The organism is Amycolatopsis oliviviridis (assembly GCF_014654365.1).
Taxonomy (GTDB): Bacteria; Actinomycetota; Actinomycetes; order Mycobacteriales; family Pseudonocardiaceae; genus Amycolatopsis; species Amycolatopsis oliviviridis.
Genome location: NZ_BNAY01000002.1, coordinates 265,610 through 288,582, shown reverse-complemented (window position 1 = coordinate 288,582; position 22,973 = coordinate 265,610). Strand labels below are relative to the sequence as shown.

Here is a 22,973-nt window from a genome sequence, read left to right as displayed (position 1 = left end):
GAAAAATGAGTGAACTGGCCATCGAAGCCTCGGGGCTGGTGAAGGTATTCGGGGAGAACCGGGCGGTCGACGGGATCGACCTGAAGGTCCCCGCCGGCACCGTGTACGGCGTCCTCGGCCCGAACGGCGCCGGCAAGACCACCGCGGTGAAGATGCTCGCGACCCTGCTCCGCCCCAACGGCGGCGAAGCGCGCATCTTCGGCAAGGACGTCGTCCGCGAGGCCGACGCGGTCCGGTCCATGGTGAGCCTGACCGGGCAGTACGCCTCGGTCGACGAGGACCTGACCGGGACCGAGAACCTGGTGCTGATCGGCAGGCTGACCGGGCACCGCAAACCGGCCGCCCGCGCGCGAGCCGAGGAACTGCTGGGGGCGTTCGGCCTGACCGAAGCCGCGGGGCGGCAGGTGAAGAACTACTCCGGCGGGATGCGGCGGCGGATCGACATCGCCGCGAGCATCCTCAACACCCCGGACGTGCTCTTCCTCGACGAACCGACGACCGGGCTCGATCCCCGCAGCCGCAACCAGGTCTGGGACATCGTGCGCGCGATCGTGCAGCACGGCACCACCGTCCTGCTGACCACGCAGTACCTCGACGAGGCCGACCAGCTGGCGTCGCGGATCGCCGTCATCGACCACGGCAAGGTGATCGCCGAAGGCACCAAGGGGCAGCTGAAGGCGTCGGTCGGCGCGGGTGCCGTCCACGTCCGGTTGCGCGAGGCCGATCAGCGGCCGGAGGCCGAAGCGCTCCTCGTCCGCAACCTGGAAGCGCAGGTCGTGCTCGAACCGGACCCCGTCGCGCTGAGCGCCCGCCTTTCGGGGGAGAGCACCGAACAGGGCGCCGCCGAACACGCCGCGCGGGCCCTGGCCGAACTCGCCCGCGCGGGCATCGTCGTCGACACCTTCTCCCTCGGCCAGCCCAGCCTCGACGAGGTCTTCCTGGCCCTCACCGATCGCACCGCGACCTCCGAGGAGAGTGCAGCTTGAGCACCACGGCAGTCAAAGAAAACGAGCCCGTTCTCGCGGCACCGAAGGCAGAGGATCTCGCCGCCGTCCTGATCGCGAAGAACCGTCCTCAGCGCCCGAGCGCGCTGTCGGCTTCGGTCACCTTCGGGTGGCGCGCGATGCTGAAGATCAAGCACGTGCCCGAGCAGCTGTTCGACGTCACGGCGTTCCCGATCATGATGACGCTGATGTTCACCTACCTGTTCGGTGGCGCGCTGTCCGGCTCGCCGACGCAGTACCTGCAGTTCGTGCTGCCGGGCATCATGGCGAGCAGCATCCTGATGATCACCATGTACACCGGGCTGGCGGTCAACACCGACATCGAGAAGGGCGTCTTCGACCGGTTCCGCACGCTGCCGATCTGGCGGCCGTCCGCGATGGTCGGCTACCTGCTCGGCGACATGCTGCGCTACCTCATCGCGGCGCTGGTGATCCTCGGTGTCGGGCTGATCATGGGCTTCCGTCCCGGCGGCGGGGTCGGTGGCGTGGCCGCCGCGATCCTCCTGCTGCTGGCGTTCTCGTTCGCGTTCTCGTGGATCTGGACGATGTTCGGCCTGCTGCTGCGCAGTGAGAAGTCCGTGATGGGCGTCAGCATGATGGTGCTGTTCCCGCTGACCTTCCTCAGCAACATCTACGTCAACCCGGAGACGATGCCGGGCTGGTTGCAGGCCTTCGTCGAGGTCAACCCGGTGACCCACGTGGTCGGTGCGGTCCGCTCGATGATGGACGGAAACTGGGACGGCGGCGAGATCACCTGGGTGCTGATCGCCGGCGCGGTCATCCTCGCGGTCTTCGGAACCCTGACCATGCGGCTCTACAACCGTAAATAGCCTGGGGGTGACAAGGTCCCTTGGTGGCTACAGCCGCCAGGGGACCTTGTCGTCCGGCGCGTAGCGGCACGAGGAACCGGTGGTGACCGACGCGCGCAGGTGCGCGGCGAGTGCCGGGTGCTGTTCGTCGAGTTTGCGCAGGGTGTCCCGGATCCGGGCGGTCACCGTCTTGCGGGCGCGTTCGGCCTCGTCGCCGAGCCGCCGGGTGCGGCCGCCGAGCCCGGCGGCGGACCGCAGTTCCGCGAGCAACGCGTCCCGTTCGCGGTCCAAGGCGGCGGCTCGGGCGTCCTGGCCCAGGCCCGCCGCGGTGTCGATCAGTTCGTCGAGTTCGTCCAGCCGCGCGCGGTAACGGGCCTTCGCCTCGTCGTCGAGGACGGCGTCTCCGCCGAGGCTCTTGGCGGCGACCACGATCTCACCGCCTTCGGGGTCGAGCAGCCGCACGGCCGTCACCTCCGAACCTGGTCTGCCGAGCAGGAAATGCAGATCCCGCAGGCCTTTCGAATCCGGCAGGTGCGCGGTGACGCCGTCGAAGCACAGGGTCCACACGGCATCGTCGCGCCGGAACTCAGCGAACCGGGCCGGAGGAGCCTGCGCGCTGTTCCGGGTCTCCTCGACCCTTTTCACGACGTGACGCATACCGATCGCGTCCGCTTCTCTGTCCACTTCGGACAGAAGTGTCGCGGCTTCGGTGGAGTCCTCTTCGAGATTCCTGCCCAGCAAGGCTTTCGCCAGCCAGGACTTCGCTTCGACCGCCCACGGTGTGGCCCGCATCCGATCCGCCGAAAGCGCAGCGTCCCGCAGCTTCTCGACCGCCTCGTTCCACCGGTGCTGGGCCAGGTCGAGCCTGCCGAGCCACAGGTCGACGGGGCCGGAGACCTCGCAACCGTAGAGCGAAACCACCCACTCGCCGCTGTGCGGGGTGAGCAGTGCGCGGGCCGCCTCGCATCGATCGGGTTCGCCGGACAGCGCGGCCGCCTGAGCCTGACAGCGCAGCCACAGCGGCTCCAGTTCGCGCGGGAACGGCCTCGCCTCGGCCGCGAGATCGGTGAGCCGCACCGCTTCCGCGGCGTCTTCCCGTTGCGCGGCGGTGATCGCCTCCAGCAGCCTGCCGTACCCGTAGCCGCTGCGCGCGATCTCCCGGTGCAGTCCGGTGAGGTCGCCGAAACGGCCCTGCAGACACCATCTCGCCCACTGCTGCAACTGGTTCAGATTGCCGAAGTAGGGATGCTGGTGGTCGTCCTCGCCGTGCACCACCTGCCGGAGTAACGCCTCGGCCTCGGCGAACCGGCCTTGCAGGGTGGCGATGATGTTCTGGTCGATCATCGACGCCAGGTACGAACTCGGCACCTGGTTGTCGCTCGCCATCGCGATGAAGTCCCGGTACTGGTCCAGATAGCGCGGATCACCCTGCTCCAGCAACGCCACCCAGCGGAACGACGACGCGAAGTGCTCCAGCTCCGGGTTCGCCGTGCGGCGGCCGACCGCGATCAGCTCCTCGGTGAGCCGCTGCCGTTCCGCGGCGGTGCCCGGCCCCCAGATCGCGTCGTGCCGGGCCCACAGCCCGAACAGCAGCGCGGAATCGTCGTGGTCGTCGCGGGCGGTCATCATGATCCGCGCGGTCAGTTCCTGGGTCATCCGGTCGACGGAGACCTCGTCGCCGGGTTTACCGCCACAGAGCCGCCGGTGCGCCTCGGTGAGCAGGGTGGTGGTCTCCTCGACCCGCAGTCCCTTGTGGTCGGCCCGGATGAGGGTCAGCGCGAGCCGGGCGAGCAGATCGTCGTCGTCGAGTTCGTGGACGAGCGAAGCAGCGGCGTCGAGGACCTCACGGCCTTCTTCGGAGTCCTGGTGGCGCGTGAGGTGAGCGCCCAGTTCGAGGGCGATGACCGCGCGGCGCCGGCGATCCTCGACGATCTCCATCGCCCGCCGGTAATGGGTGGTCGTCTCGTCGATCGCCATCCGGCCGGTGGCGTCGATCGCGGCCGCCAGCAGGAGATCGGCGGCGCGGTCCGGATCCAGTTCCGGCCCGGCGAGCAGCGCGTGGCGGGCCAGGTCCGCGGCGAAGAGCCTGTCCGGTGACGTCGGGGCCTCGCGGACCGTCGCGATCACCGCGGCGTGCTGCTTCCGTCTGTCCGCTTCGGACAGGCTCGCGTACAGCGTTTCGCGGACGAGGTCGTGCGCGAAGGCGAACCGGCCCTGCCCCAGTACGACGGCCAGCCGGGCCGCGACGGCCTGGTCGAGCAGCCTGTCCACCTGAGGCACGGGGGCCGACGCCACCCCTGCGAGCAGTCTGCGGTGGAACTCCCTGCCGAGGACGGACGCGGTGGTCAGCAGATCGAGAACCGGTTGGGGGAGCAGGGAAAGCCGCCGTTGCAACGCGTCGGCCACCCCGGGCGCGATGGTCTCGGCGGAACCGCCGCTGTGCCAGAGCCGCGCGGTCTGCTCGACGAAGAACGGGTTGCCGCCGGTGCGGCGGTGGACCTCGGCGACCAGCGCGCCGTCCGGCTCCGCGCCCGCAGTCCTGGCCATGAGCGTGCCGACCTCGTCGGGTTCGAGCCCGGTGAGAGTGACCGAAGTGGCCTTCGCGAGCAACGGCAGCATGAGCGAGCGAAGCGGGTGATCGGTCGTCTCGACCTCGACGTCCCGGTACGTGCCGATCAGCAGCAGCCGTTCGAACCAGGTGTGCTGCGCGGCGAACTCGAGCAACCGCAGCGACGCCGCGTCGGCCCAGTGCAGATCGTCGAGTACCACCACGATCGGCTGGTCCTGGGAGGCGGCCACCAGCACGCTCGTCACCGCGTCGTACAGCCGGAACCCGTCCGCCGCGCCGTCGCCGCGGGTCTCGCCGAGCAGGATGTCCAGTTCGCTGTCCGCCATCGCGGCCCAGCGGCCCTGCCCGACCGCGCGCCGCAGCCCGCGCACCACCTGCGTCCACGGCCAGTAGCCCGGCGCGCTCGACGAGTCCCAGCAAGATCCGTTGACCACCAGGGCACCGAGGCGCTTCGCCTCTTCGGCGGCGCCGGTGACCAGGGTGGTCTTGCCGATCCCGGCCTCGCCGGTGACCAGCACCAGCCCGCCGTGGCTTTCGGCGGCACGGGCGATCTCCGCGCGGAGCACACCCGCGGGATGGTCGCGTCCGATGAGCGAGGGTGACATGTCCGAATCCTCCCAGCAGGGTCCGACAATCTCACGACGCCCGCCGGATGTCAGGCGTTACCGATCGTTCGTCGTGACCGACCGTGACCGAGGTCTCCCGGCCACCGGGAACCCCTCGCGGCCCGAATCCGACTTTCTGGACGTGACGAATCGAGTGGGACGGCGGGTGAACAGCCGTCGAAATTCGTGCCCGGCCGGGCGACGCGGGCCTGTTGTGCCAGGTCAGGTGACCAGTGGCTGGAGTAGGGTGCGGAGTATGGGGAGCATTCGCTCGCGCGTGCTGGCGTGGATCGGCCGCCGCTACCTCGCGCGTCAGCAGAAAAACGGCTTCGACCTGGCCAAGATGTCGATCATCCCGGACAACGCGCTGAAGCCGCTCAAGCGTGACGGGCTCGATCCGGTGGCCGAGCTGGGCCGGATCCGCGCGGAGGAGCCGATCAGCAAGCTGGACCTGCCGTTCGGGATGAACGCCTGGCTGGTCACCGGCTACGACGAGGCCAAGGCCGTACTCGGCAAGGTGACCGAGTTCAGCAGCGATTTCACGAACCTGGTCGGGAACGCGGGCGTGACCGAGGACCAGAACCCCGGCGGGCTCGGATTCGCCGATCCGCCGGTGCACACCAGGCTGCGGCGCCTGCTGACGCCGGAATTCACCATGCGGCGGCTGTCCCGGCTGGCGCCGCGGATCGACGAGATCGTCGCCGACCAGCTCGACGCGATGGCGAAGGCGGACGGGCCTGTCGACCTGTGGGAGGCCTTCGCCCTGCCGATCCCGTCGCTGACCATCTGCGAGCTCCTGGGCGTCCCGTACGAGGACCGCGACGACTTCCAGCGGCTGAGCACCGCGCGGTTCGACCTCTTCGGCGGCGCGGGAGCGTCACTCGGCGCGATGACGGAGTCACTGTCCTATCTGGACGACATCGTCAAGAAGCAGCGGGAGAACCCGGGCGACGGTCTCCTCGGCATGCTCATCAAGGAGCACGGCGACGAGATCGACGACCGTGAACTGGCGGGCCTCGCCGACGGTGTGCTCACCGGCGGACTGGAGACCACGGCGAGCATGCTCGCCCTCGGCGCGCTCGTCCTGCTGAAGGACCGTTCGCTGTTCGACACCGTCCGCGGCGACGACGACGCCGTCCACAAGTTCGTCGAGGAACTGCTGCGGTACCTGACCGTCGTGCAGATGGCCTTCCCTCGCTTCGCCAAGGAAGACATGGAAATCGCCGGCGTCCAGATCTCGAAGGGCGACATCGTCCTGTGCTCGCTCAGCGTCGCGAACCGCGACGGCGTCCTGGGCGAGGACATGGAGAAGTTCGACGCGACCCGCGAGCCGACGTCGCACCTCGCCTTCGGCTGGGGCATCCACCGGTGCATCGGTGCAGAACTGGCCAGGATGGAGCTGCGCACCGCGTATCCCGCGCTGGTGCGCCGGTTCCCGGACATGCGGCTGGCGATCGAACCGGAAGCGGTGGGCTTCCGGAAGGTCTCGATCGTCTACGGCGTCGACGCGCTGCCCGTGCTGCTGGACTGAGTCCAGGTGTAGGGCCTAAGCGACTCCTCTCGGCCGGAACTGGATGCTGATCCTCGGCCCGACGGGTTTGGCGGTTTTGGGGATGGCGTGCTCCCAGGTCCGCTGGCAGCTGCCGCCCATGACGATGAGGTCGCCGTGGCCGAGAGCGTGCCGGACCGTCTCGCCGCCACCACGCGGGCGCAGCGCCAGTTGCCGGGCGGCGCCGACCGAGACGATCGCGACCATGGTGTCCTCGGTACGCGAGCGGCCGGTGTCGTCGCCGTGCCAGGCGACGCTGTCGCGCCCGTCCCGGTAGAAGCACAGACCCGAGGTCACGAACGGCTCGCCGAGCTCGTCCGCGTAATGCGCCGAGAGCGTTTCCCGCGCCTCGGTGAGGATCGGGTGGGGGAGCGGCATGCCCTCGCGGTAGTAGCTCAGCAGCCGGGGGACGGCGACGACACGGTCGTACATCTGCCGTCGTTCGGCGTGCCAGGGCACGTCTTCGGCGAGCCGGGTGAACAGTTCGTCGGCGCCGGCGAGCCAGCCCGGCAGCACGTCGATCCAGGCACCCCGGGTCAGCTCGGTGCGCCGCATCCCGTCGAGCGAGCCGAGCCCGAGGGCGGCGCACTCGTCGAAGAGCGAGGCTTGAAGCGCGGGTGTCATGGCAACCGAACCTACCCCGTTCTCGATCATTTGTCGAACGCGTGTTCGAGTGGGATAAATGACCTGCGCCGGGCGGCGACGCCGGGCACGATGGTCCGCATGATCGACACAGTCAGGTCCGCGGACGGGACGCCGATCGCGTTCGAACGACGCGGCACGGGGCCGGTGGTGGTGATCGTCGCGGGTGCCGCCAACGATCGGCACGGCGACGAACCACTGGTCGCGGAGCTGGCGGCCGAGTTCTCCGCGGTGACCTACGACCGCCGGGGCCGGGGCGACAGCGGGGACGTCGCGCCGTACGCGGTCGAGCGCGAGATCGAAGACCTCGCGGCCGTCGTCGCCGCGTTCGACGAGCCGGTGATCGTGCACGGTATCTCCTCCGGCGGCGCGCTGGCCCTGCTCGCCGCCGCGGCGGGAGTTCCGATGGCGCGGCTTTCGGTGTTCGAGGCGCCGTATCGCGGCGAGACGGAAGAGGTCGCCGAAGGCTACGCCGACGAGATGCGCGATCTGGTCGCGGCGGATCGCTGGGACGACGCCGTCGCCCTCTTCATGATGTCCGCCGTCGGTTCTCCGGCGGAAGCGGTGGCCGAGGCCAAGGCGACGCCGATGTGGGCCGAGCTCCGGTCGTTCGCGCCTACACTCGTCTACGACGCTTACGTGATGGGTGACTCGAAGGTGCCGAACGAGCTGGCCTCGATCGCGACGCCCGTCCTCGTGGTGAACAGCAACGGCAGCACGGACTGGCTGAAGGCCGCCGCTCTCGCCGCCGCGAAAGCGATCCCGGGAGCGAGGCAGGTCGAACTGGACGGCGAGTTCCACAGTGTCCCGCCGGAACGGCTCGTGCCGGAACTCAGCGCTTTCTACCGGGACCCTCGATGAGCCGGAGATAGGCCGCGCCGCGCGGGGAGATCCGGTAGCCGACTTCGAGGCTGAGCGTCAAGCCAAGGCCCTTGAGTTTGCGGATGCCGACCTTCAGCGGTTCCTTCTCGCGGCCGAGGAGGTCGGCGAGTTCCTGTGCCCGCCGGCCGGGGTTGTCCGCGATGATCCGCAAGGTCTCTTGCGACCACGAGCGGTGTCTGTCCATCTTGGACAACCGTCGTTACCCGATCAGCGGGACGCCGGTGCGTCAACATCTTGTCCGATGACGGTTCGCGCTCGTACAGTCGCAGCCTGGTCCTGGTCTGGACCATCACCGCCGCCCTGAGTGCGCAGGAGGCAGGATGCGGAGACGACTTCGGACCGCCGGGGTGGTCGCGGCGGCCGTTCTCGGCCTGGTGGCGTCGGCGATGCCGGCGAACGCCCAGGTCGGAACCGGGCCGTGGACGGCGGAGAACCCCTCGTTCAACGTCCAGGAACGAGGGTGCGGCACCGTCGACGGGCTGAACTTCGAGCTGACCTGTTCCACCGGGAGCGGGGATCAGCGGGCGGAACGGCGCTACGTGACCTACACCGGCGGGACCCGGCAGTTCGAGGGCTCGTTCCGGATCACCAGCATGGCGGGTACCCGGATCAGCCTGAAACAGACCTTCCGCGACGCGCCGACCGCCGGACCGTACTTCATGCTCGCGGTCGAACGAGGCGGGCGGCTCTACGCCGTCCACGGCGGGGAGACCCTGGGGAGCGGGGCGACCGTCGGGACGTCGGTGCGGGTCAACACCGTGCACCAGGTCGGGAGCACGCACAAGGTGTACATCAACGGTTCGCTGAAGCAGACGGTGAGCAGCAGCGGCGGCAGCTACTACGACAAGTTCGGCGCGTACCGGACGTCCAGCGGCGCCGGGCCGGTCAAGGTGACGTGGAGCGGGATCAAGTTCTGGCGTAAGTGAGCCGGTGTCACGGACCTCGGCGCCACGCGTCGAGGTCCGTCCACGCTTCGAGGGTCTGCCCGCTCTCGAACCGGCGGCGTTCCCCGGTCACCGGATCGGTGAACTCGAGGACCTTCGCCAGCAGCTGCAAGGGTTCGGTGAAATCGTCGAGCGGGGTCTCGGTCAGTTCCGGGTAGAAGTCGTCGCCGAGAATCGGCAACCCGAGGCCGCTCATGTGCAACCTGAGCTGGTGAGTGCGGCCGGTCGCGGGGACGAGACGGTAGCGGCCGAGGCCGTCGCGGTGCTCGATCAATTCGACGCGGGTTTCGGCGTTGGGCGGCCCGTCGACCTCCTGCGCGGCGATGACCCCGCGTTCCTTGACGATGCGGCTGCTGATCTCACGTGGCATCGCGACGTCCGGATCGTACCGCGCGATCGCCTCGTATTCCTTGTGTACCAAGCGATCCCGGAACATCGTCTGGTACTTGCCCCGGACTTCGGGGGTGATCACGAACAGAATGAGGCCCGCGGTGACCCGGTCGAGCCGGTGCGCGGGAGTGAGATGAGGGAGATCGAGTTCGCGACGGAGACGGACCAGCGCGGTCTGCAGAATGTGCCGCCCGCGCGGGATCGTCGCGAGGAAATGCGGTTTGTCGGCGATCAGGAAATGCTCGTCGCGATGCACGACGGACACCTCGAACGGCACGTCGACCTCGTCCGGCAGATCGCGATGGAACCAGATGAACGAGTCCGGCACGAACGGCGAATCGACGCCCAGTGGCCCGTCCAGTCCGACGATGCGCTCCTCGCGGAGCATCTCTTCGATCCGCTCGGGCGCGACGCGGGGGAGCCGCTCGACGAGGTGCTCCTGCAACGTCGTCCACGGCCCCTCGGCGGGCATCTTGAGCCTCGCGGGGTCGAGCCCGTGACGGGGCGGGAGCGGCGGGCGGAGCTTGCGTCTCATCACCTCGCACTTTAGCCGTGACGCCTTGTCCGGCCTGGTCGCGGGCGGCTGTCAGGCGAGGCCCGTGATGTTGTGAAGGCCACCTTCGTAACGTTGAAGGTTGTGAACGTGGCCTTCACAACACCCGAGGTCGGTCAGGCGGCCCCACCGCGGGCCGCAGCGGCTCGATGGGCCGCGACAAGTTCGGCGGCGACCTGTTTCGGCTCGGTTCGCAGCCGGCTGGGCAAGGTCTGGAGGACCGCGATGCCGGCTGCCGCGTATCTGCCGTTTCTCGCCACAGTCGAGGCGTACTGCTTTCTCTCGAAGTGGAAGTCGTACGAATCGATCTCCCAGGCCAGCTGGACCGCCACGAAGTAGCCGTCCGGCTTCGCGATGTACTCGCCGCTTTCGTCCCGCAGTTCGTGGTTCCACCGGGGTTCGGGCAGACCGCTCATCCGCCACACCCTCATCGCGTCGACCTCGGCGGCTGATCGGGCTCCCTCAGCGATCCGATGCAACGCTTCGCGTGGGATCGCGGTGCCTCGCTTGCTTCCGGCATCGAGTTCGGCGAACAACTCCGAGAGGCTCACGCCGCGCTGCACCGCTTCGGAAAGCAGAGCCGAAACTTCCGGTCGGGAGCCGAGTCGACGGCATTCGTCGAGAACCGATCGGGCCAAGGGAGCCAGCGGTACGCCTGCCTCGACGATCGGCCGCGGCATCCTGATCGTCCGTTCGACGATCACGTGACCGGAACCGCTGATCTTGTGTTCGTGCGGGACGAGCAAGTGGACGCGGAATGGATGGTCCGGCAACGCCCGCAGACCCTGCCGCCGACAGGAAGCAGCTCCGGTCACGACCGCGTCGGGCCCCGCGTACAGGAGCGCGGCATCGACCAGCTGCCGCCGCGTCGGCGTCCCGGAGTGCAGCAGTACGACACCCGGCAACAAACGTTGCCACGGTTTTCCCGGGCGGCACCGGCGATAGCAGGTCATTGACGGGACGCCGAGTTCCCCAAGGCGCGCGACAGTGATCACGCCGCCTCGGCTGTACTGTTGGAGCCCTTCGGGATCACGGGCCCAGTCTCCGGACTTCACGCCATGATCGTCAGCGTTCCGAACAGTCGCGCGACAGCGCTTTCCGCCGCTCTGTGGACAACTCGCCACACCAGCCCCACTGTGGATAACCGTCCGGCGCCGCGCAGCGTGAGCAGCGGCGTCAGGAGTTCGGCTCGCGATACCGCGCCAGATATCGCTCGGTCACCTCGGCCTCCGCGACAGCCGTGGCTTCGGCGCGCGTCCGTCGCCCGATGCCCGGCGGGAAGCCGTTCTTGGCGAGCCGGTGTTCGATGCTCTCCTCCATGTAGGCCATCGAATAGAAGTACGCCACGAGCGCGGCCATCAGCACGATCGCCAGCCGCAGGGGGAGCGGGCCGGGCAGGAGCAGCCACACCGCGCAGAGCGGGGCGATCATCACCGTGCTGCGGGCGACGTGCCGCCAGCGCCAGCTTCCGGTGGTCGCGTCGTGGAGGATCCAGTCGTGGTAGCGCTCGGGCAGCCTGCCGCCGAGTGAGTACCACAGCCAGCGGAACACATCCGGGCGCTTGCGGGGCGGGGGCATCAGGCGACTCCTTCCTTCGATACCGAGCACAGTACACTAATGATTAGCACGCTAATCTTTAGTGTCGCGCACGCCACGGCTAGGATTCGCGGCATGGACACGGAAGGGCCGGAGATGAAGTCGATCGATCTGGGCGAGGACCCGCTCGCGCTGGAGCGTCAGGTGTGTTTCGCGCTGTCGGTCGCTTCGCGCAGCGTCATCGCCATCTACCGCCCGCTGCTGGAACCCCACGGGCTCACCCATCCGCAGTATCTGGTCATGCTGGCGCTGTGGGAGCGGGGCCCGCAGGCGGTGAAGGACCTGAGCACCGCGCTGCGCGCCGAACCCGCGACGTTGTCACCGCTGCTCAAGCGGCTGGAGACGATCGGGTACGTCACCCGCAGGCGCAGTGCGGAGGACGAGCGGCTGCTGACGGTCGAGCTGACGGAATCGGGCCGCGCGTTGCGCGCGGAGGCCGAGAAGATCCCGTACCGCGTCGTGGAAAAGCTCGGAATGGAGGTCTCCGAGCTGGAGGCGCTGCACAAGGCGCTGACGCGGGTCATCGAAGCCACGGCTTGAGCGAACCGAAACCGGGGTGTGACGAAATGGGGGTGTGAAGCCGCGCCGGGGTGGGTAATTCCCGTCACGCCAACTCAAAATGACAGGAAGCTGAGGGACCGTGACCACCTCGACCCCCGTGCCCACGGAAGCAGGTCTGGATCTCATGACCAGGCTGAACGCCTATCTGGAGGACGTGGCAGCGGCACTGGGTATAGGGATGGACGCTTGTACGGCCGACCTCACCGGCCCGGTCACCGCCCGGTTGAGGCTGAACTGGCGCCTCCCCGGCTTCCCCGAACGCGACGTCGACCTGATGTGGCACGAAGAGCACGGCTGGTCCGCCGCCGTCGCGACGCACGCGGACGACGATCACCACGTCGTCGTCGCCTACCTCGGCGGACGGACGGTGGCCTCGCAGCCCCGCCTGGTGGCCCGGTTCGCCGAAACCCTGCGCACCGGGGACCACCAGGATTGCTGGCCCGGCGCGCCCACGTTGCGCACCGCCGGCGGACCGTCCGCGCTGGCCAAGGAACTTTCCGCCTGGGCCTGACGCTCAGGGACCGAGAGTCAGCTTGCCGAGGATGCGCGCGGCGACGGCGTCCATGTTGTCGTCGACGAAGAAGTGCCCGCCCTTGAACACGTTCAGCTCGAAAGTGCCGGTGGTGTGCTCGCGCCAGTTTTCGACGTCCGGCAGTTCCAGGACCGGGTCCGTGTCCCCGGCGAGCGCCACGACCGGGCAGGTCACGCCGGGACCGGGCCGGTAGCGGTAGGTCTCGACGGCCTTGTAGTCGCCCCGCAGCGCGGGCAGCGCCAGGGCGCGGATGTCCGGGTCGTCGAAGATCGACGCGTCCGTGCCGCCGAGCCTGCTGACTTCGGCGAGGAAGGTGTCGTCGTCGGCGAGGTGGTGCGCTTTCTCCTTGAACACGCCCGGACCGCGGCGGGCCGAGACGAACAACGCCGCCGGGACCAGCCCGCGTGCTTCGAGCCGCCGGGCGACCTCGAACGCGACGATGGCGCCCATGCTGTGGCCGAAGAGGGCGAAGGGTTTCGGGAGCGCGGCGACGACGTCCACCAGCTGCTCGGAAAGGGCGTGCAGGTCGTCGATGACCGGCTCGCCCATCCGGTCCTGTCGTCCCGGGTACTGGGCGGTGTGCACCTCGACGGTCGGTGAGAGGGCCGCCGAAAGCGACCGGTACGCGCTCGCCGAACCACCGGCGTGCGGGAAGGCGATGAGCCGCGTCTCGGCCGCCGGTGCCGGATGGAAGCACCGTGTCCAACTGCGGAGAGCCTGCCCTGTCATCGAAAAATCCCCCAATCCGTGCGGGAATGCCCCGCACGAAACTCGAATGTACGGGGAATCCGCAGGAAGAGTCCATGCGTGTGCGGGGTTGTTCACGTCGTGGCCTGGTGTGAATCTGGGACGCAGGCCCATATCCAGGGCCTCGTGGAAGGGAGCGGGTGTGGCGGAAGACCTGAAGATCAGGGTCGGCGCGGGGCTGGGGACCGGGACGGCGCCCGAGGAATTCGGTGCCGCGGTCGACCTGCTGGAGCAGGCGGGCGTCGATTCGCTCTGGCTGCCCGAGGCGGTGTACTCGCCCAGGATCGACCCGGTCGTCGGGCTGACGCACGCTCTCGCCCGCGCCTCGAAACTGAAGGTCGGCACCGGTGTGATGGTGCTGCCCGGCCGTGATCCGGTGCTCGTCGCCAAGCAACTCGCCTCACTCGCCGCGCTGGCGCCGAAGAGGGTCCTCCCGGTCTTCGGCCTGAAGCCCGCCCGCGACGCGGAACTACCGCTTTTCCCGGTGCCGCAAGGCCGCCGCGCCGCCGTGTTCGACGAGTCGTTGCTGCTGATCAAGGCGTTGCTGGAACAGGAGGAGGTGACCTTCGAAGGTGAGTTCTTCCGCGTCGAGGGCGCCGGACTGGGCCTGCGCCCGGTCAAACGGCTCGACCTCTGGCTCGGCGGGAAGGCACCCGGCGCGTTGCGGCGGGTCGGCAGGCTCGCGGACGGCTGGCTGGCGAGTTTCCTCACCCCGGAGGAGGCGCGGGCCGGCCGCGAGGCGATCCAGAAGGCCGCCGCCGAGGCGGATCGGGAGGTCGAGGCCGACCATTTCGGGATCAGTCTGATCGTCGCGGAGGACGGGATCCCGGACGAGCTCGCGGCTTCGGTCGCGGCACGGTCCGACGCGGATCCGTCCCGGCTGATCGCGGGCAGCTGGCGGGCCGCCCGCGATCTGGTCGCCGAGTACATCGACGCCGGGCTGAGCAAGTTCGTGCTGTACCCGGCCGGACCGGAGCCGATCGAGCGGTTCGTCGAGAACTTCGCCGAGCACGCCGTTCCGCTGCAGAACTAGTCGAACTTCAGCTCTTCGGTCCGCCGCGGCATCAGCAGCAGCGCGCCGACGCTGAGCACGGCGACCACCAGCATCGCCAGGAAGACGTGGTGCGTGGCGCCCGCGAGGGCGTCACGCACGAACGACGTCGTCGGGGTGTCCGGGCCGTGGCCCTCCAGGACGACGCTGGTCGCGTCGACGCCGGACGGCAGACCGGTGACCCCGGCGGGCGGGTTGGCGAAGCGGCTCGCCAGGGTCGCGTTCGCGATCGCGCCGAACATCGCGACGCCGACCGCGCTGCCCAGCGAACGGCTGAACATGTTGGTCGCGGTGACGACGCCGCGGCGTTCCCAGCCGATGGTGGACTGCACGGCGATCAGCGTCGGGCTCGACGTCAGGCCCAGCCCCAGCCCGAGGACGAACGCCGCCGCGGCCGCCAGCCAGATCGACGACCCCGCCGCCAGGAACACGGTCAGCCCCGCGCCCGCGATGACGGCCCCGCTGCCGATCAGCGCGGTGTCCCGGAACCCGATCCGCATGTAGATCCGGCCCGCCAGCGACGCCGAGATCGGCCAGCCGACGGTCAGCGCCGCCAGCGCGAACCCGGCGACGAGCGCGCCGGTGCCGAGCACGCCCTGGGAGAAGGTCGGCAGGTACGAGGTGAGCCCCATCAGCAGCATGCCGACGACGACGGCGACCAGATTCCCGCCGATCAGCGTCCGTTTGGTGAAGATCCACAGCGGCAGCACCGGTTCCTCGGCCCGGCGTTCCACGAACACGAACGCCGTCAGCAGGACCACCGCGCCGACGAAGATCGCCAGGCTCGGGGCGGACGCCCAGCCCCAGGCGACCCCGCCTTCCAGCAGGCCGAGGATCAGCAGCGAGCAGCCGAGGGTGAGCAGCGTGGCGCCGAGGTAGTCGATGCGGTGCGAGCGGCGTTCGACGCGCTCGCGGAAGTTCCGGAACAGCATCCACGCCGCCAGCGCGCCGAGCGGCAGGTTGATGAAGAAGATCCAGCGCCAGTCGAGGTACTCGGCGAACACGCCGCCCAGCGTCGGCCCGACCACCGACGAAATGGCCCAGACGCTGGCGAGATAGCCCTGCACCCTGGCGCGTTCCTCGACGGTGTACATGTCGCCGACCATGGTCAGCGCGATCGGCTGGATGGCGCCCGCGCCGATGCCCTGCACCGCGCGGGCGGCGATCAGCACCGGCATGCTCCAGGCCGCGCCGCACAGCACCGAGCCCAGCAGGAACGCCGCGATCCCGAAGAACATCACCGGCCGCCTGCCGAGTACGTCGGCGAACTTGCCGTACAGCGGGACGGTGACCGCCTGGGTCAGCAGATAGATCGAGAACAGCCAGGGGAACTGCGAGAAGCCGCCCAGATCGGCGACCACCGAGGGCACCGCCGTCGCGATGATGGTCGAGTCGAGGGCGATCAGGCCGGAACACAGCATCACGGCGATCAGGACGGGGCCGCGCTCGGAACGGAAACCGACCCCTTCCTTCGCGGTGACCGGGGCCGGGGTGGTCATCTGCGGGGCTCTCCTCGGGCTCATGAAGGGCGTCAACTACTTCGCATGGGTAAGCATTCCATGGAGACACCCGGTCATGGGACCGATTTTTTCCGTGAGGAATCCCGCAAAATAGATCAGATGAGCACCTGGATCCGTCCGATCGACCGGGGCTGGGTCGTCCGCGACACCGTCCCGGGTCCCGACGTCGACGAATTCGCCGACCCGGATCGCGTCGCCGCCGCCCTCGCCGGAGCGCACGGGGACAGCCTGCTGGCCGTCCAGCATCCGGCCAGGACCCCGGCCGCGCTGGCGGGCGGCCTCTCGATCGAGGCGGCGCTTCCGCAGGCCAGGGCGGCTTTCGAGCGTATCCGGGAGCGGCACTATCGCCCGGTCGCCTCCGTCGTCGCGCCGTATCGCATCGACGGGCCGGACGGTGTCGCGCTGGGCGTGCTGTGCCTGGTCGACCCCGCGGCGGTCCGGGCCGACGGCGCGACCCGGGTCCGGCACACCGAGGACGTCTATCCGGACGTCGTCGCGGAGCGCGCCGCGATGCTCGCCGGACTCGGCGTCGCCACGAGCGCCGCCATGCTGGTCCCCGCGACCGGCGGCCGCGCGCTGACCGCGCTGATCGAACGGATGTGCCGGGGGCAGGTGCCCACTTTGTCCACAGTGGACGGAGCGGGTCGCAAACACGAGCTGTGGCTCGCCGGTCCCGGAGACGATCAGGACGAACTGCTGACGACCCTGGACGAGCTGGATCTCCTGGTCGCGGACGGGAATCACCGCGTCGCGGCCGCCGCCGCGTCGGGGCGGGGAGCGTTGCTGGCACTGGTCACCGGGGGACCGGGACTGCGGATCGGGCCCATCCACCGGGTGCTCGCCGGCACCGGGCTCGACGCGGCCACGCTGGTCCGGCGCTGGACGGAGGCGGGATTCGAGGTCCACCCCGGCCCGCCGACGCCGCCGGTCGAAGCGGGCGAGGTGACCGTGCTGGCGGGGGCGTCGGCCTTCCGGGTCGTGCTCGGCAAGGCGGGCGGCGATCACGCGATGGTCGAACAGGAGCTCCTGCGCGGGGCGCTCGGCGTCGATCCGGAAGGGCCGGGCGTGCGTCCCCTGCTCCCGGGCGGCCCGGTGCCCGAAGACGCGGACGCGGTGTTGTTGCTGGCCCCGGTCCCGTACGCGGAAGTTCTCGCCGTGCACGCGGCCGGTCTGCGGATGCCCAGGAAGGCCACCTATTTCACGCCGAAACCCCGCAGCGGGCTTCTCTTGGCCGAGCTCTAGCACCGCGCTTTTGTCGGGGGTCCGGCTTAGGATCACCTCGTGGAACTGCCCGTGATGCCGCCCGTGAAGCCGATGCTGGCCAAGGCCGTGCACGAACTGCCGCGCACGCCGGGGCTGCTGTACGAGCCGAAGTGGGACGGCTTCCGCTGCGTGGTCTTCCGCGACGGTGACGAGGTCGTCCTGGGCTCGCGTAACGACAGGCCACTGACGAGGTACTTCCCCGAACTGGTCGAGCTGCTCAAGGAAGCGCTGCCCGAGCGTTGCGTCATCGACGGCGAGATCGTGCTGGTCACCGAGGGTGGGCTCGATTTCGAGGCGCTTCAGCTGCGCCTGCATCCGGCGGCTTCCCGGGTGAACAAACTGGCCGCCGAGACGCCGACCAGTTTCGTGGTGTTCGACCTGCTGGCCCTCGACGACCGGGATCTGACGCCGGAACCGTTCGGGGAGCGGCGGAAGCTGCTCGAAAGCATCGTCGACACGAAGTTCGCCCGGGTGCACCTCACCCCGCTGTCCGAGGATCCCGACGTCGCCCAGGACTGGTTCACCCGGTTCGAGGGCGCGGGCTTCGACGGCGTGATGGCCAAACCCGCCGACGCGCCGTACGAGCAGGACAAGCGGGTGATGTGGAAGGTCAAGCACCAGCGGACCGCGGACTGCGTCGTCGCCGGGTTCCGGTGGCACAAGGACGGCGTGGGCGTCGGTTCGCTGCTACTCGGGCTCTACAACGACGAAGGCGTCCTGCACCATGTGGGCGTGGCCAGCAGTTTCACCGCCGCGAGGCGGCGTGAGCTGGTGGACGAACTCGCGCCGCTGCGGGAGAACGCGCTGGAGAACCATCCCTGGCGCGAGTGGGTCGAGGCTCATGAAGAGGCGGGCGGCCGGATGCCCGGAGCGGGTAGCCGCTGGGCGCCGCAGAAGGACCTGAGCTGGGAGCCGGTCCGCATCGAATGGGTCGCCGAGGTCCGCTACGAGCACGTCGAAGGCACGCGATTCCGCCACGGCGGGAGGCTCGTGCGCTTCCGTCCCGACCGCGAACCGGCCTCGTGCACCTACGCGCAACTCGAAGAGGTCCCGCCCGCCGAACTGGCCACGCTGTTCACCGAGCTGGGGGAAGCATGAAGTCGGAACCGGTCACGCTGGACCTCGACGGCGTCGAGTTCACGGTGTCCAATCCGGGCAAGGTCTACTTCCCGGAGAACGGTGAGACCAAACTGGACCTGGTCGAGTACTACCGGGCGGTCGCGAAGCCGCTGCTGGCGCAACTCGGCGGCAGGCCACTGCTGCTGGAACGCTATCCCGACGGCGCGGGCGGGAAGTCGTGGTTCCAGAAACGGGTCCCGAAGAACGCGCCCGACTGGCTGACCACGACGGTGGTGTCCACTCCGAACGGGACCACTTCGGACGCGCTCGTGGCGAAAGACCTCGCGCACGTCGTCTGGGCGGTGAACCAGGGCTGCCTCGGGTTCCACGTCTGGCCGAACCGGGCCGACGCGCCGGACATCAGCGACCAGTTGCGCGTCGATCTCGACCCGTCGCCGGGGATCGGGTTCCCCGAATTGCGGCGCGGTGCCGTCCTGACGAAGGCGCTGCTGGAAGAACTGGGCATCACCGCGCAGATCAAGACTTCGGGTTCGCGCGGCCTGCATCTCTATGTGCCGCTGGAACCGAAATGGGACGCCTACGAGGTCCGCGCGGCCGCCGTCGCGCTCGCCCGCGAACTCGAGCGGCGTCACCCGGAGGAGATGACGGCGCAGTGGTGGAAGGAAGAACGCGGATCCCGGGTGTTCGTCGACTTCAACCAGAACGCGCCGCACAAGACGGTGTTCGGCGCGTGGTGCGTGCGGCCGCGCGTCGGCGGGCAGGTGTCGACGCCGATCGGCTGGGACGAACTGGAGACCGTCGAGCCGGACAAGCTGACGCTGTCCACTGTGCCCGCTCGCTTCGCCGAACGCGGTGACCCTTGGGAGGGAACGAAACCGCAGTCGATCGAGCCGCTGCTGGAAATGTCCCGGAAGGACATGGAGAACGGGCTCATGGACGCCCCTTGGCCACCCGTCTACCCGAAGATGCCGAACGAGCCGCCCCGGGTGGCGCCGAGTAGAGCCAAGAAAGAGTAAGGCGCACGCCCTCCGCGAGGCCGCAATTACCGCATTCAGAGGACGAAACGCGGTCAGAGCGGCAGGTCGAAGGCGAGTTGAGTGTTCACGGCGGGCTCGGCCTTGCGCGTGGAGCGGTGGCCCGGCAGGGTCGCGGCGCAGCGCGGGCACGGGGCGACGTCGCTGGTCGTGAGATCCACCGGCGTCCACATCCGCGATTCCTTGTCCCCGCAGGCCGAACGCCGATAGCGGAGATCTTCGGAGCGGGTCATCAGGTGCGCGGCGGGGGAGTCCTCGGGCAGCGCGCCGACCAGATACCAGCGTCCGGCGGTGTTCGTCATGGAACTGTCCTCCCGATACAGGTGGTCCAGCTCGAGATTCCTTCCGCGAAACAGTGTCAAGCAGACACACCGCGATATCCGGTATTTCGCCGCCGTTCGGCGTGTCAGTCCTGATTCAGTCTTGATTCAATCCTGAATGAAGCGCAGGACGCGCAGCATTCCCCGCTCGTCGACGACCTCGGGATCGTCCGCGACGCACTCTTCGAGGCGGGCGGTGACGGCCTCGGTGTCGATCCCCGAGCCGATGAGCACCAGTTCGCTCCGGCGCTCCTGTCCGGACGGCCACGCCGAGCGCTCCAGCTGGATGAACGAGCCCACCGTGTGCAGGCCGAACCGGGATCGCGGGCCGTTCGGGCCGAAGTCGAGGAAGCCCTTGATCCGGTAGAGCCCGCCGGGGCGCTGTTCCAGGAAGTCCATCAGCCGTCGCGGGTCCAGCGGGCGCTCGGCGGTGAAGGCGACGCTGTCGTACGCGGTGTGGAAGTGGTGCTCGTGGTCGTGTTCCTCCTCTCGGAGGTCGTCGAACGACATCTGCCCGGCCCGTTCGCGCGGCCGGGCGTCGAAGAACAGGGTGGGGTCGATCCGGCCGTGGGAGGTCGCGATCACCGGCGTGCCGGGCGCGATCTCGTCGATCGTGCCGCGCAGCTTGGCCAGGGCGTCGTCGTCGGCCCGGTCGGTCTTGTTCAGCACGACCAGGTCGGCGAACCCGAGGTGCTCGTCGAGTTCCGGATGCCGCTTCCTGGTCGTCTCGAACTCGGCAGCGTCGACGAGTTCGACGAGGCCGCCGTAGGCGATGGCGGGGTTCTCGCTGGCGATCATCAGGCGGATGAGGTCACGTGGTTCGGCGAGCCCGCTGGCTTCGATCACGATGACGTCGATGCCGGCCTCGGCCTCGGAAAGCTTGGCGAGCATGGCGTCGAGGCCGCTCGCGTCGACGGCGCAGCACAGGCAGCCGTTACCGAACGACATCATGGTGTCGACCTGGCCCGAGACGGCCATCGCGTCGACCGCGATGCTCCCGAAGTCGTTGACCACGACACCGATCCGCGCACCCTGGCGGTTGGCCAGCAGGTGGTTGAGCAGGGTGGTCTTGCCGGAACCGAGGAAGCCCGCGACCAGGATGACCGGAATCCGCCTGTCGACCACGATTTTCCTTTCCGTCGGGATGCTCGCACTCTAGCGATGGCGCCCGCGGGCTAATACACCGGTATGGGTAAAGAGGAGAAGGGGAGTCGGGTGAATGCGCTCGAAAGAGTGATGAATGACGATCATAGAAGTGATCTTGGTTAAGCGTGATCATTTTGCCGGGGTGGTCACGTGAATATCCCGCGAAGTGGCACGCAATTCCAAATATTGTCGTCGGCAAGCGTTCTGCCTGCGAAAATGTCAGCATCGAGGCTGCTTCTGCCGTTTGGTGGATAGTGCTCGTCTTTCTGTGGGGTATCCTCTTTCGTCTGGTCCGGACCCGGCTGTCTCGCCGATCAGGCATGATCCTCCGGGCATTTCCGAGTGCAGGAGGAATGGTGGTCGTTCCCGCCGCTGGTGCCGGCGTCGAATTCGGAGAGTGGGAGGCAGAGGTATCGAGCGCCTCCATGAGAGTGACGGATATCCCTCGCTTGCCTCCGGAGGTGAGTCCGCGGGGACTGAGCGTGGACGTGGCCGAGGCGGAGGATTTCCTTCGCCTCTTCCATGCCGAAGCGGACGGCGGGGCCGCGCGGCTGCGCGAGCGGCTCGACCGGGTTCGTGCCGAGATCCACGAGACCGGCACCTACCGGCACACCGCGGACGAGGTCGAGTTCGGCGCGCGGGTGGCCTGGCGGAACTCCGCGCGGTGCATAGGCAGACTGTATTGGCAGGGGTTGAAGGTGCGGGATCGCCGTGACGTCGAAGGCGCGGACGCCATCGCCGACGAGTGCGTCACCCATCTGCGCGAGGCGACCCGGGGCGGCCGGATCCGGTCGACCATCACCGTGTTCGCGCCCGACGGCCCGGCGGGGCCCGGCCCGAAGATCCACAACGACCAGCTCATCCGGTACGCCGGCTACCGGCTCAGCGACGGTTCGGTACTGGGCGATCCGCGCCACGCGGACTTCACCGAGACCGTCCAGGAGCACGGCTGGCGCCCGCCAGAACGCAAAGGCTCCTTCGACGTCCTCCCGCTGCTCATCGAGTCCGAACCGGGGGACCGGCAGCTGTTCCGGCTGCCGTCGGACGCCGTGCTGGAGGTCCCGCTGTCGCATCCCGACCACCGCTGGTTCGCCGGGCTCGGGCTGCGCTGGCACGCCGTGCCCGCGATCAGCAACATGCGGCTGGTCATCGGCGGGATCACCTATCCCGCGGCGCCGTTCAACGGGTGGTACCTCGCCACCGAGGTCGGCGCGCGCAACCTGGCCGACACCGACCGGTACGACCTGCTGCCGGTGATCGCGGACCTGATGGGGCTCTCGACGAAGTCCGAGCGCACCCTGTGGCGCGACCGCACGCTGGTCGAACTGACCCTCGCCGTCCAGCACTCCTTCGACGCGGCGGGCGTGACCGTCGCCGATCACCACACCGAATCGCGGCGATTCCTCACGCACATCGCCAAGGAAGAGCGGGCGGGCCGCCGTTGCCAGGCGGAGTGGAGCTGGATCGTCCCGCCGTTGTCCGGTGGGCAGACCGCGGTGTTCCACCGTTACTACGACGAGCCCGATCCGGCCGCGAGACCGGCTTTCCTGCCTCCTGGGTAGGGCACTGACGGATGAAGAGGTGAGCCGAATGCGGCGTGTCGGTAGGCCGGACGGCGGCGTGGGTTGCGGCCGCGCGGACAATGGAGGCATGACCGCAGTGCTCGTCGCCCACGCCGGCCGGTCCGGCGGGACCAGGGAGATCGCCGAGGTGATCGCCGCCGAACTGCGCGACGGCGGGCTGACGGCCGATCTGCTGGACGCGGCCGAGGTCGAGGACGTCGAATCCTACGGCGCGGTGATCATCGGGAGCGCGTTGCACCACCGGCGATGGCGTCCGGAGGCGGTGCGCCTGCTCACCGAGCACGAAGAGGCGCTGCGGAGCCGCCCGGTCTGGTTGTTCCACAGCGGGCCATGCGGGCCGTTCGCCGCGGGCAAACGCGTCAGCCTGCCTGCTGGAGTCGCTTTGCTGGCCGCGAGGATCGACGCCGAACGCACGGCCACCTTCGGCGGCAGGCTCACCCCGGCCACCGCGCGCGGCCTGCTCTGGAAGATCATGGCCATGGGCCCCTGGGCGGGCGACTTCCGCGACTGGCCGTCGATCCGGGCCTGGGCGCGTGACGTCGGCCGCCGCGTCCGCATCCGCGTCGCACTTTGACGTATCGGTTTCGTCGGTG

The 22,973-nt window shown here is 69.0% G+C and carries 23 protein-coding genes; 13 read left to right on the top strand and 10 right to left on the bottom strand.

What is annotated here, in order from left to right:
- Positions 1 to 5 precede the first annotated feature (5 nt).
- Positions 6 to 986 carry an ATP-binding cassette domain-containing protein gene (locus IE302_RS08800; protein ID WP_191253666.1) on the top strand — a complete coding sequence of 327 codons (981 nt, stop codon included), beginning with the start codon at positions 6 to 8 and terminating at the stop codon, positions 984 to 986.
- Positions 983 to 1,834, top strand: a complete 852-nt coding sequence (locus IE302_RS08795) for an ABC transporter permease (protein WP_191253657.1) — start codon at positions 983 to 985, stop codon at positions 1,832 to 1,834. The genes IE302_RS08800 and IE302_RS08795 overlap by 4 nt, the downstream gene beginning before the upstream one ends.
- 27 nt (positions 1,835 to 1,861) lie before the next feature.
- Here IE302_RS08795 and IE302_RS08790 read toward each other — a convergent pair whose 3' ends face one another.
- A complete protein-coding gene (locus tag IE302_RS08790; protein WP_191253655.1) occupies positions 1,862 to 4,987 on the bottom strand; it encodes an ATP-binding protein in 3,126 nt (1,041 codons plus the stop codon).
- A 256-nt stretch (positions 4,988 to 5,243) separates the two neighbouring features.
- On the opposite strand from IE302_RS08790, the gene IE302_RS08785 reads away from it, so the two are divergent.
- Complete coding sequence (locus IE302_RS08785; RefSeq protein ID WP_191253653.1) at positions 5,244 to 6,518, top strand: cytochrome P450; 1,275 nt, start codon at positions 5,244 to 5,246, stop codon at positions 6,516 to 6,518.
- A gap of 15 nt (positions 6,519 to 6,533) precedes the next feature.
- Here the strand turns inward: IE302_RS08785 and IE302_RS08780 are convergent, their stop codons facing one another.
- Positions 6,534 to 7,160, bottom strand: coding sequence for an alpha-ketoglutarate-dependent dioxygenase AlkB (locus IE302_RS08780; protein WP_191253651.1), 627 nt, complete (start codon positions 7,158 to 7,160; stop codon positions 6,534 to 6,536).
- 99 nt (positions 7,161 to 7,259) lie between these two features.
- On the opposite strand from IE302_RS08780, the gene IE302_RS08775 reads away from it, so the two are divergent.
- Entirely contained in the window at positions 7,260 to 8,039 is a 780-nt protein-coding gene (locus tag IE302_RS08775) for an alpha/beta fold hydrolase (RefSeq protein ID WP_229907680.1), read from the top strand.
- Here the strand turns inward: IE302_RS08775 and IE302_RS08770 are convergent.
- A complete protein-coding gene (locus IE302_RS08770) occupies positions 8,011 to 8,244 on the bottom strand; it encodes a hypothetical protein (RefSeq protein ID WP_191253647.1) in 234 nt (77 codons plus the stop codon). The genes IE302_RS08775 and IE302_RS08770 overlap by 29 nt on opposite strands.
- 136 nt (positions 8,245 to 8,380) lie before the next feature.
- On the opposite strand from IE302_RS08770, the gene IE302_RS08765 reads away from it, so the two are divergent.
- Entirely contained in the window at positions 8,381 to 8,986 is a 606-nt protein-coding gene (locus IE302_RS08765) for a LamG-like jellyroll fold domain-containing protein (protein ID WP_191253645.1), read from the top strand.
- A gap of 7 nt (positions 8,987 to 8,993) precedes the next feature.
- Here IE302_RS08765 and IE302_RS08760 read toward each other — a convergent pair whose 3' ends face one another.
- From IE302_RS08760 to IE302_RS08750, 3 genes are all read right to left on the bottom strand, one after another.
- A complete protein-coding gene (locus tag IE302_RS08760) occupies positions 8,994 to 9,929 on the bottom strand; it encodes an RluA family pseudouridine synthase (RefSeq protein WP_191253643.1) in 936 nt (311 codons plus the stop codon).
- Between the two features lie 134 nt (positions 9,930 to 10,063).
- Entirely contained in the window at positions 10,064 to 10,852 is a 789-nt protein-coding gene (locus IE302_RS08755; protein WP_229907679.1) for a hypothetical protein, read from the bottom strand.
- Between the two features lie 271 nt (positions 10,853 to 11,123).
- The gene (locus IE302_RS08750; protein ID WP_191253639.1) at positions 11,124 to 11,525 is read right to left on the bottom strand and encodes a DUF5313 domain-containing protein; all 402 of its coding nucleotides are present in this window, start codon (positions 11,523 to 11,525) and stop codon (positions 11,124 to 11,126) included.
- A 114-nt stretch (positions 11,526 to 11,639) separates the two neighbouring features.
- On the opposite strand from IE302_RS08750, the gene IE302_RS08745 reads away from it, so the two are divergent.
- Together IE302_RS08745 and IE302_RS08740 are read left to right on the top strand one after the other, a co-directional pair.
- A complete protein-coding gene (locus tag IE302_RS08745; protein WP_093931904.1) occupies positions 11,640 to 12,083 on the top strand; it encodes a MarR family winged helix-turn-helix transcriptional regulator in 444 nt (147 codons plus the stop codon).
- 100 nt (positions 12,084 to 12,183) lie between these two features.
- A complete protein-coding gene (locus IE302_RS08740) occupies positions 12,184 to 12,615 on the top strand; it encodes a DUF6292 family protein (RefSeq protein WP_191253637.1) in 432 nt (143 codons plus the stop codon).
- A 3-nt stretch (positions 12,616 to 12,618) separates the two neighbouring features.
- Here the strand turns inward: IE302_RS08740 and IE302_RS08735 are convergent, their stop codons facing one another.
- Positions 12,619 to 13,365 (bottom strand): thioesterase II family protein, encoded by a 747-nt coding sequence (locus IE302_RS08735; protein ID WP_191253635.1) that lies wholly within the window; start codon positions 13,363 to 13,365, stop codon positions 12,619 to 12,621.
- 160 nt (positions 13,366 to 13,525) lie between these two features.
- Between IE302_RS08735 and IE302_RS08730 the strand changes: the two genes are divergently transcribed.
- On the top strand, positions 13,526 to 14,416 hold the full coding sequence (locus IE302_RS08730; protein ID WP_229907678.1) for a TIGR03854 family LLM class F420-dependent oxidoreductase: 891 nt from the start codon (positions 13,526 to 13,528) through the stop codon (positions 14,414 to 14,416).
- Here the strand turns inward: IE302_RS08730 and IE302_RS08725 are convergent.
- Positions 14,413 to 15,933, bottom strand: coding sequence for an MDR family MFS transporter (locus IE302_RS08725; protein ID WP_191253633.1), 1,521 nt, complete (start codon positions 15,931 to 15,933; stop codon positions 14,413 to 14,415). The genes IE302_RS08730 and IE302_RS08725 overlap by 4 nt on opposite strands.
- Positions 15,934 to 16,053: 120 nt before the next feature.
- On the opposite strand from IE302_RS08725, the gene IE302_RS08720 reads away from it, so the two are divergent.
- From IE302_RS08720 to ligD, 3 genes are read left to right on the top strand one after another with little or no spacing between them, the layout of a single operon-like run.
- Entirely contained in the window at positions 16,054 to 17,196 is a 1,143-nt protein-coding gene (locus IE302_RS08720; protein ID WP_191253631.1) for a DUF1015 family protein, read from the top strand.
- A gap of 39 nt (positions 17,197 to 17,235) precedes the next feature.
- A complete protein-coding gene (locus IE302_RS08715) occupies positions 17,236 to 18,315 on the top strand; it encodes an ATP-dependent DNA ligase (RefSeq protein WP_191253629.1) in 1,080 nt (359 codons plus the stop codon).
- Entirely contained in the window at positions 18,312 to 19,313 is a 1,002-nt protein-coding gene (gene ligD / locus IE302_RS08710; protein WP_191253627.1) for a non-homologous end-joining DNA ligase, read from the top strand. Before IE302_RS08715 ends, ligD begins: the two co-directional genes overlap by 4 nt.
- Before the next feature lie 53 nt (positions 19,314 to 19,366).
- Here ligD and IE302_RS08705 read toward each other — a convergent pair whose 3' ends face one another.
- Together IE302_RS08705 and IE302_RS08700 are read right to left on the bottom strand one after the other, a co-directional pair.
- The gene (locus IE302_RS08705; RefSeq protein WP_005152762.1) at positions 19,367 to 19,633 is read right to left on the bottom strand and encodes a hypothetical protein; all 267 of its coding nucleotides are present in this window, start codon (positions 19,631 to 19,633) and stop codon (positions 19,367 to 19,369) included.
- Positions 19,634 to 19,759: 126 nt separating this feature from the next.
- Entirely contained in the window at positions 19,760 to 20,776 is a 1,017-nt protein-coding gene (locus IE302_RS08700; protein ID WP_191253625.1) for a CobW family GTP-binding protein, read from the bottom strand.
- A 374-nt stretch (positions 20,777 to 21,150) separates the two neighbouring features.
- Between IE302_RS08700 and IE302_RS08695 the strand changes: the two genes are divergently transcribed.
- Positions 21,151 to 22,359, top strand: a complete 1,209-nt coding sequence (locus tag IE302_RS08695) for a nitric oxide synthase oxygenase (protein WP_191253623.1) — start codon at positions 21,151 to 21,153, stop codon at positions 22,357 to 22,359.
- A gap of 88 nt (positions 22,360 to 22,447) precedes the next feature.
- Positions 22,448 to 22,954 carry a flavodoxin domain-containing protein gene (locus IE302_RS08690; protein WP_191253621.1) on the top strand — a complete coding sequence of 169 codons (507 nt, stop codon included), beginning with the start codon at positions 22,448 to 22,450 and terminating at the stop codon, positions 22,952 to 22,954.
- Positions 22,955 to 22,973 lie beyond the last annotated feature (19 nt).

Excerpts from the sequence above, each read along its gene's own strand:
- IE302_RS08790 (WP_191253655.1), bottom strand. The coding sequence starts at position 4,987 with ATGTCACCCTCGCTCATCGGACGCGACCATCCCGCGGGTGTGCTCCGC.
- IE302_RS08770 (WP_191253647.1), bottom strand. The coding sequence starts at position 8,244 with ATGGACAGACACCGCTCGTGGTCGCAAGAGACCTTGCGGATCATCGCG.
- ligD (WP_191253627.1), top strand. The coding sequence starts at position 18,312 with ATGAAGTCGGAACCGGTCACGCTGGACCTCGACGGCGTCGAGTTCACG.
- IE302_RS08745 (WP_093931904.1), top strand. The coding sequence starts at position 11,640 with ATGAAGTCGATCGATCTGGGCGAGGACCCGCTCGCGCTGGAGCGTCAG.
- IE302_RS08780 (WP_191253651.1), bottom strand. The coding sequence starts at position 7,160 with ATGACACCCGCGCTTCAAGCCTCGCTCTTCGACGAGTGCGCCGCCCTC.
- IE302_RS08760 (WP_191253643.1), bottom strand. The coding sequence starts at position 9,929 with ATGAGACGCAAGCTCCGCCCGCCGCTCCCGCCCCGTCACGGGCTCGAC.
- IE302_RS08750 (WP_191253639.1), bottom strand. The coding sequence starts at position 11,525 with ATGCCCCCGCCCCGCAAGCGCCCGGATGTGTTCCGCTGGCTGTGGTAC.
- IE302_RS08725 (WP_191253633.1), bottom strand. The coding sequence starts at position 15,933 with ATGACCACCCCGGCCCCGGTCACCGCGAAGGAAGGGGTCGGTTTCCGT.
- IE302_RS08705 (WP_005152762.1), bottom strand. The coding sequence starts at position 19,633 with ATGACGAACACCGCCGGACGCTGGTATCTGGTCGGCGCGCTGCCCGAG.
- IE302_RS08720 (WP_191253631.1), top strand. The coding sequence starts at position 16,054 with ATGAGCACCTGGATCCGTCCGATCGACCGGGGCTGGGTCGTCCGCGAC.
- IE302_RS08690 (WP_191253621.1), top strand. The coding sequence starts at position 22,448 with ATGACCGCAGTGCTCGTCGCCCACGCCGGCCGGTCCGGCGGGACCAGG.
- IE302_RS08765 (WP_191253645.1), top strand. The coding sequence starts at position 8,381 with ATGCGGAGACGACTTCGGACCGCCGGGGTGGTCGCGGCGGCCGTTCTC.
- IE302_RS08800 (WP_191253666.1), top strand. The coding sequence starts at position 6 with ATGAGTGAACTGGCCATCGAAGCCTCGGGGCTGGTGAAGGTATTCGGG.
- IE302_RS08735 (WP_191253635.1), bottom strand. The coding sequence starts at position 13,365 with ATGACAGGGCAGGCTCTCCGCAGTTGGACACGGTGCTTCCATCCGGCA.
- IE302_RS08695 (WP_191253623.1), top strand. The coding sequence starts at position 21,151 with ATGGTGGTCGTTCCCGCCGCTGGTGCCGGCGTCGAATTCGGAGAGTGG.
- IE302_RS08775 (WP_229907680.1), top strand. The coding sequence starts at position 7,260 with ATGATCGACACAGTCAGGTCCGCGGACGGGACGCCGATCGCGTTCGAA.
- IE302_RS08785 (WP_191253653.1), top strand. The coding sequence starts at position 5,244 with ATGGGGAGCATTCGCTCGCGCGTGCTGGCGTGGATCGGCCGCCGCTAC.